Genomic DNA, 6,391 nt, shown 5'->3' with positions numbered 1-6,391 from the left:
CCTACCGACGGAAAACTCTCTTCTGGATAGTTCACCCAGTAAAGCCAGTAAAACGTTCCATTTGGAGGTATGTCTGCGATACTCTCAACGTAAAGACCCCAACTCGTGTTCAAAATGCTGACGTTAAATCTTCCAACTTCCGAAGCTTTCAACAAAGCTGCTAAGGCGGACAATCCATTTATCTCCGTTTCATTTTCGTCTTTTAAAGTTATTCTGAGTTTTTCTGGATACAGCGTTACTTCGCCTTCCCATACGACGTTACTAACAGCCACATGGATTATTACAAGATATGAGGACTCGTTGGGTTTGCTCGGCTCCCAAGTTTGAGGATCGTAGCTGCCGTAATAGAAGATCAGCGTATCCCCGTTTTCAAGAATGTAATCAGCTGCACCAACGCTCGGAATGTTTTCTTCTGGAAAGTTCACCCAGTACATCCACCCGCTCAAACCTTCAGGAGAGATGCCAGCTATACTTTCCACGTAAAGACCCCAGGAGGTGTTCGCTATCGTCACGCTGAAGTTTCCAATTTTTGACGCCATCCAGAGAGCTGCCAAGGCTGAAAGCCCATCCACCTCACTAACGCTACCATCTTTTAATCCCACCTTAACTTTCCCCGGGGAGAGCATTACCGTTCCTTCCCAGATTACTGGGTTACGACCAAAAGCGTAAACATAACCGTTATCGGCTCCGATGTAAAGTTTTCCGTTGTAAATGAATGGTGAGGACATTATGTTGTAGTACTTACCTTCTGGAGGAATAAGAGTGTATTTCCATAGAAGCGTTCCGTTTTCGGCGTAAACCGCATATACCGTTCCGTTTGGAGTGTTCGTTGCAAAGTAAACTATCCCATCAGCAACAGCCGGGGAACTATCTATTTTCCCGTTTGCCTCGAAAACCCACTCCACTTCTCCACTCGATGCATTCATGCAGTAAAGCTTACCCTCCGCCGAACCTATGTACACCTTTCCATAAGCCAGTGCAGCTGTTGAAATTGTTCCGTTAAATGAAACATTCCAAGCTTCCGTTCCGTTAATGTAAACCGCATAGAGCCTATTTTTGGTTGCAAAGAAAACCTTGCCGTAGCCTATCGATGGCGTGTTTACTATCATGCTATCCACTTTAAACGTCCACAGAACCTTTCCACTTTCGTTTACCGCATAAAGTTCGTTGCTTGTCATATTTCCAGCGAAGAATATAATTCCGTTGTAAGCTGATGGGGAGGAATATGTTCCCACCCTATTTCCGGTACTGATGTTCCAGAGCTCCCTTCCACTGAAATCAAGAGCGTGAAGAGTTCCGTCGGAAAAAGTAACTACATATATCGTTCCGTTGTATATTAGGGGTGAACTCGCTAACCCCCACCATTCCGGATTTTTCTCAAGGGTTTTTTCCCAAATTATCTCTCCGGTCGTTGCATTTACCGCATATAACTTTCCGGAAAGAGAACCAACGATAAGAATTCCGTTGTAAATGGCAGGAGTGGATGCTCCCGTTATGTTATTGTTTCTCCACAGTATTTTTCCGGTTTCTGCGTCGATGCAGTAAAGCCCGGGACTCCAATTCCCCCAACCATACCAGTTTACAACGTAAACCTTACCCTGCCAAACAACGGGAGATGAGCCTATCAATCCCGTGATGTTAGTTTTCCAGAGAATTTCGTTAGTTTTTGGTCCGTGAGATGTGAAGTTACCAGTCCTCGCTGCATCTCCATGAAACGTTGTTGCAGAGGCGGTGGATGCAATCACCAATAACATTAAAGCAGTGATAACACACACCCTCAACTTCGACATTTTTGACACCTACTCAAATTTTTTTGAGTAAATAGGCTCGCGGCTATTTAAATGTTATCCATTTTGTTTGATTAGTTAACAAGAAATTTTAAGTTAGCACGTTAGGGTGTTTTAAACACTACGAGTTTCTCACTCAAAGTCGTCCCACTTTTTTAAGCTCTTTTTAACTCCTTCGCACACGCAATTCCAAATTTTGTTTCCGAGATCGCTTGCTGGTCCCGAAAATCGGTAGTACTTTCCTCTTTGGGTCGATAACACTATCACCGCATCCGTGTTCGTTCCGGTAAAGCGGTATCCGCTCTCAAGTAGAGCTTTACTCTTAGCCTCGGTGATCGTTATTATCGAGTTGAGCAAGGCGGATCTGCTCATTCTCGCATCTATTGCTGCTATAACGTTAATCGTCCCTATTTTTTCGTTCGGATTGTTCACTCCAGCTGTTACGAAAACCGTCACATCATCCTTTCTTTCAACGCTCAAGTTCTCCATGGGAACCGCTGTCAGCAATCCGAAGTACGATTTCAATCCAAGTTTTTTTGCAACATTCCTCAAGTAATCTGCCGGATCCGAGGAGTAGAATTCTTCTCCCACCTTGTGGTTAAAAGCGTATCTAACCTTTTTCCATCCGCCTAAAAGCCCGGTGCTGACTCCAAAAAATTTGCCCTCGACTATTAGCGTATCCTCCTCAACCCAGTACCTTACGTATTTCATAGAGCGCCTCCCTTTCGGATCCGACCACTCTGGCTCTTTTTACTATTTCCTCGTAAATTTTCTCAGCTTGCTTTCCAAAAAAGTTTCTCGACTTAAATCGAGTTTTTTCAACTACAATCAGCTTTCCAAGCTCGGCAGCTATTTTTGCAGCGATCAAATTCTTGATGTTTCCTTTACCGACGACCAAATTTGAAAGAACCACCACATCAGCTTTTTCGATGAGCTCCAGATTCTTTTCATGAGCTTCCTCGCTTATCGGTGAGAAAGGAGCTTCCTCGACAAATTCTCCGCCAACGTCAATTACCGCTTCCCAATCCGAGTCGAGAACGTTGAGAACTCCAGCAGAAATGCTGTAGCCTTCCTCCGAAAGCAAATATATCAAATCTCTCCCGCTCCCCCCTCCACAAATGATATGAACGATTTTACCGTTCTTCTTTACTCTCGTCTTCGGAATCACGTAAACGGATCTACCGACTTTTTTTATTCTTACATCGGCTCCGTAAACTTCTCTTATCGACTCTTCAGTTAAAACCTCCTCAGCTTCTCCAACGTAAACGACTTTTCCATTCTTCACCATGATAATCTTGTCGGAGAACATTGAAGCAAGGTTTATATCATGCATAGCCACCAAAGCCGAACAGCCTGAGTTGACTTTCCTTCTCACGATTTCCATGATCTCTATCTGAGCCGATATGTCGAGATGAGCAGTCGGTTCATCTAACAACATGAGTTTTGGTTGCTGAGCAAAAACTCTCGCAAGCAAAACCTTCTGCTTTTCACCCCCGCTCAGTTCTGAAAATTTTCTTCCGGCGAATTCAATCATTCCAACTTCCTCAAGAGCTTTTTTCGAAATCTCCAAATCGTAGCTTTTTGGGAGCTTAAATCCAGATAAATGGGGAGTCCTTCCAAGAAGAACGACATCAAGAACCGTGAGATTCGTATCGGAGGACTCCTGCGGGAGATAAGCTACATTCTTGGAAATCACTTCGATTTTATCGATTCTCTTTCCGTCGAAGAAAACTACTCCTTTCACGGGCTTGAGTATTCCGAAGATCGTCCTAAGCAAAGTGCTTTTTCCACTACCGTTTGGACCGAGCAAAGCCACTATTTCTCCGCTTTCGACCTCCAAGGTTACGTCCTTCAGGATTTCCTTGCTTTCGATTTTCACAGTTACATTCTCAACTTTCAGCTTCATCCTATCTCCTCCAGAGGAGATACAAGAAGAAAGGTCCTCCGAGAAGTGCCGTTAACGCTCCGACTGGAATCTCACCAGCCGTCGATATTCTTGAGGCGAGATCAACTAACGGCATGAAAATCGTTGAGAAGAGTATTGTTGCTGGAAGAAGCTTTCTGTAGTCCTCTCCAACCATCAACCTCATTGTGTGGGGTACTATTATCCCCACGAACCCGATAACTCCGCTCACTGCAACTGCCGAAGCGGTTAAGAGAGAGACTGTTCCTATCAAATATCTTCTGAAGTTCTCAACGTTCAATCCGACAGCCATCGCATGCTCCTCTCCGAGTAAAAGAGCGTTAAAGTTCCAGCTGTTGAGTAGGAGGAAGAGAATTCCAAAAAAGGCTATTGGTAATGAGAAGTACACCTCCTCCCACCTTGGATTTGAAAGACTGCCCATAATCCAGAAAACAACTTTGTGCATACTTTGAGCTGAGAAGTAGATGAGCAGCGAAGTTAAACCTGAAAGGGTAGTTGCTATGGCTATTCCCGCGAGCAAAATCGCATAGTTCTGATCTCTAAATCTCGCCAAGCTTCCGAGTTTGTACACTGTGAAGGATGTTAAAAGGGCGAAAACGAAGGCTGAGATTAGGATGTTGCTCATAGTTGCTATTCCCAAGACGTAAACTATCGCAGCACCAACACTTGCACCACTCGCAACTCCAAGAACGTACGGCTCAGCGAGTGGATTTCTAAATAAAGCTTGCATCGCACAGCCAGATGCCGAAAGAGATGCTCCAACGATCATCGCGAGTATAAGCCTCGGAAGCCTTACACCGAAGAAAATGCTGACATCACTTTCCTTAGCAACTCCGGAAACAACTCTGAGGAAAACGTCAACGCCGAAAACTCCGGAACTACCGACAATAAGACATAGTAATGCCACAAGAATGTTTAGAGCTGTTAGCGAAGCTATAAGCCTTTTCACAATGTCAAGAAATGTTAAAGTTTATTAAAGCTTTCTTGAAACTAAACGAGGTCTTCAATTGGCAGACTCGGCACCTTCTTTTCTTCAAGCAGTCTCGTGATTATTAGAGTTCCTAAGTACTCTCCGTTACTGTCCCTTATCGGGAAGTAGTGCTTTTTGAAAACGTATTCTCCCTTTATTACCTCCCTCTCAAACTTGTTTCTTTTTCCCGATTTGAAATCTTCGAGTATTTGCCGGACGAAGCCTTTTACCTCCTCGGGATGAAATTCGTAAACGCTTTTTCCAACTATCCCCTCTATTTTTTTCCCTGTGGCTGTGAAAAAGAAAACGACTCTATCGTTTCTATCTACGAAAATCAAGCTTTCCTGAACTCCGTAAACGTATGATCTGTCTATCTTATCTTCGATGTGATGAATTTCGTACTCTCCGAAGATTTTTATGAAGTTTTCAAGAATTTTTTCAGCAAATAGGTCTTCCAAGCTTTTTTCAATGTAGTAGACGTATTTCTTTCCAAGTCTGCCCCTGGATTTGACTTCCTTTCTTTTAACAAATCCTTTCCTGTAGAGCCTTTCGAGCGTTGAAGCTATTGTAGTGTACGGAATCTTACCGTTGTCCTTTGATAGAACTTCTTTCACTTTTTTTACGTCAGCTTCTCCTATCCTGCTCAGCGTATCTATGATCTTCCTCTCAAGTTCCGAAAGCATGTTAGACTAAGTTCATCCGGAAAGATTTTTATTTTTTATGCGGCTGTGCATACCATAACTTACCATATTCTCATTTGTTATCGATTTAACTTTACTTCAGATGTAGTGATACTAAACGGGAAAATTTTTAATACAGGAGAGTAAGAAGTTATCTATGCACATCCCCGACGGTTTCCTCGACTTGAATCTTGCAGCCCTATTCTACTTACTCAGCTTTGCGGTGTTGATATACGCTTTCAGAAAAGCAGAGATAAATCCAGCCACACTCGGAGTTGTTGCAGCAGCGATTTTCGCTGCTCAGATGCTTAACTGGCCAATACCCGGAGGTACTTCAGCTCACTTTGTCGGCGGAGCTTTAGCCGGGATTTTACTCGGACCCTACGCTGGCAGCATAGCGATGAGCTTGGTCTTGATAATACAGACGCTCGTTTTTGGAGATGGAGGAATTACAGCTTTGGGAGCGAATCTGTGGAACATGGCAATCGTGAACGTTTTCGTCGGGTACTACGTTTACTCGATCTTTAGAAATCGCAGCGAACAACTTGCAAGCTTCTTAGCCGGGTGGTTCGGGATAACTTTAGCCGCTACTATGGCTGGAGTTGAGATAGGCTTGTCTTCGGCTTTCAAGTACGGAGTCATCGAGGCAGCCTCGGTAATGTTCATCTGGCACGGAGTTCTTGGGATAATAGAGGGAATCATCACCGCTGCTGTGATAAGCTACATATCGACGAGAGCTGAAGTCAAGGCTCAAGCTCCGAGCAAGGCTGCTCTGGCGCTAATAGCCGTGATGATAGTTTTAGCACCTCTCTTCGCATATCTGGCTGAATTGGTCAATTATACAGAGCCGTTGGAGGTTGCGGCAGAAAAGCTCGGATTGAACGAGAATAGCCTGTGGAGCGGGATATTTCCTGACTACACAGTTCCTGGAATTAACGACTACTTCGGAGCGCTTATCACCGGAGCGATCGGCGTCGCTTTAATTCTTGCGATAGGTGTTGCCCTTGCACGAGCTAATAGAGAGAAGCAT

6 protein-coding genes are annotated in these 6,391 nt (G+C 44.1%); 1 reads left to right on the top strand and 5 read right to left on the bottom strand.

The window, feature by feature from the left end; genetic code table 11:
• The 5 genes from F7C14_RS07315 to F7C14_RS07295 form a co-directional block, all read right to left on the bottom strand.
• On the bottom strand, nucleotides 1–1,790 hold a 1,790-nt coding region (locus F7C14_RS07315; protein ID WP_290901414.1), incomplete at its 3' end, for a PQQ-binding-like beta-propeller repeat protein.
• Between the two features lie 129 nt (nucleotides 1,791–1,919).
• Nucleotides 1,920–2,498 carry an adenosylcobinamide amidohydrolase gene (locus F7C14_RS07310; RefSeq protein WP_290901412.1) on the bottom strand — a complete coding sequence of 193 codons (579 nt, stop codon included), beginning with the start codon at nucleotides 2,496–2,498 and terminating at the stop codon, nucleotides 1,920–1,922.
• On the bottom strand, nucleotides 2,473–3,693 hold the full coding sequence (locus F7C14_RS07305) for an ABC transporter ATP-binding protein (RefSeq protein ID WP_290901410.1): 1,221 nt from the start codon (nucleotides 3,691–3,693) through the stop codon (nucleotides 2,473–2,475). Before F7C14_RS07305 ends, F7C14_RS07310 begins: the two co-directional genes overlap by 26 nt.
• Before the next feature lies 1 nt (nucleotide 3,694).
• Nucleotides 3,695–4,660 (bottom strand): iron chelate uptake ABC transporter family permease subunit, encoded by a 966-nt coding sequence (locus tag F7C14_RS07300; RefSeq protein ID WP_290901408.1) that lies wholly within the window; start codon nucleotides 4,658–4,660, stop codon nucleotides 3,695–3,697.
• A 41-nt stretch (nucleotides 4,661–4,701) separates the two neighbouring features.
• Nucleotides 4,702–5,364 carry a PAS domain-containing protein gene (locus F7C14_RS07295; protein ID WP_290901406.1) on the bottom strand — a complete coding sequence of 221 codons (663 nt, stop codon included), beginning with the start codon at nucleotides 5,362–5,364 and terminating at the stop codon, nucleotides 4,702–4,704.
• Between the two features lie 154 nt (nucleotides 5,365–5,518).
• On the opposite strand from F7C14_RS07295, the gene F7C14_RS07290 reads away from it, so the two are divergent.
• Nucleotides 5,519–6,391, top strand: an 873-nt coding sequence (locus F7C14_RS07290) for an energy-coupling factor ABC transporter permease (RefSeq protein WP_290901404.1), incomplete at its 3' end; no start/stop codon positions are given.

The sequence above is a fragment of the Ferroglobus sp. genome, assembly GCF_015521575.1.
Lineage (GTDB): Archaea > Halobacteriota > Archaeoglobi > Archaeoglobales > Archaeoglobaceae > Ferroglobus.
Note: the sequence above shows the minus strand (reverse complement) of the source record. Positions and strands in the feature narration are given on the sequence as shown.

What these genes read in the sequence shown, in the direction of transcription:
- F7C14_RS07310 (WP_290901412.1), bottom strand. Translation starts at nt 2,498, where the DNA reads ATGAAATACGTAAGGTACTGGGTTGAGGAGGATACGCTAATAGTCGAG.
- F7C14_RS07305 (WP_290901410.1), bottom strand. Translation starts at nt 3,693, where the DNA reads ATGAAGCTGAAAGTTGAGAATGTAACTGTGAAAATCGAAAGCAAGGAA.
- F7C14_RS07295 (WP_290901406.1), bottom strand. Translation starts at nt 5,364, where the DNA reads ATGCTTTCGGAACTTGAGAGGAAGATCATAGATACGCTGAGCAGGATA.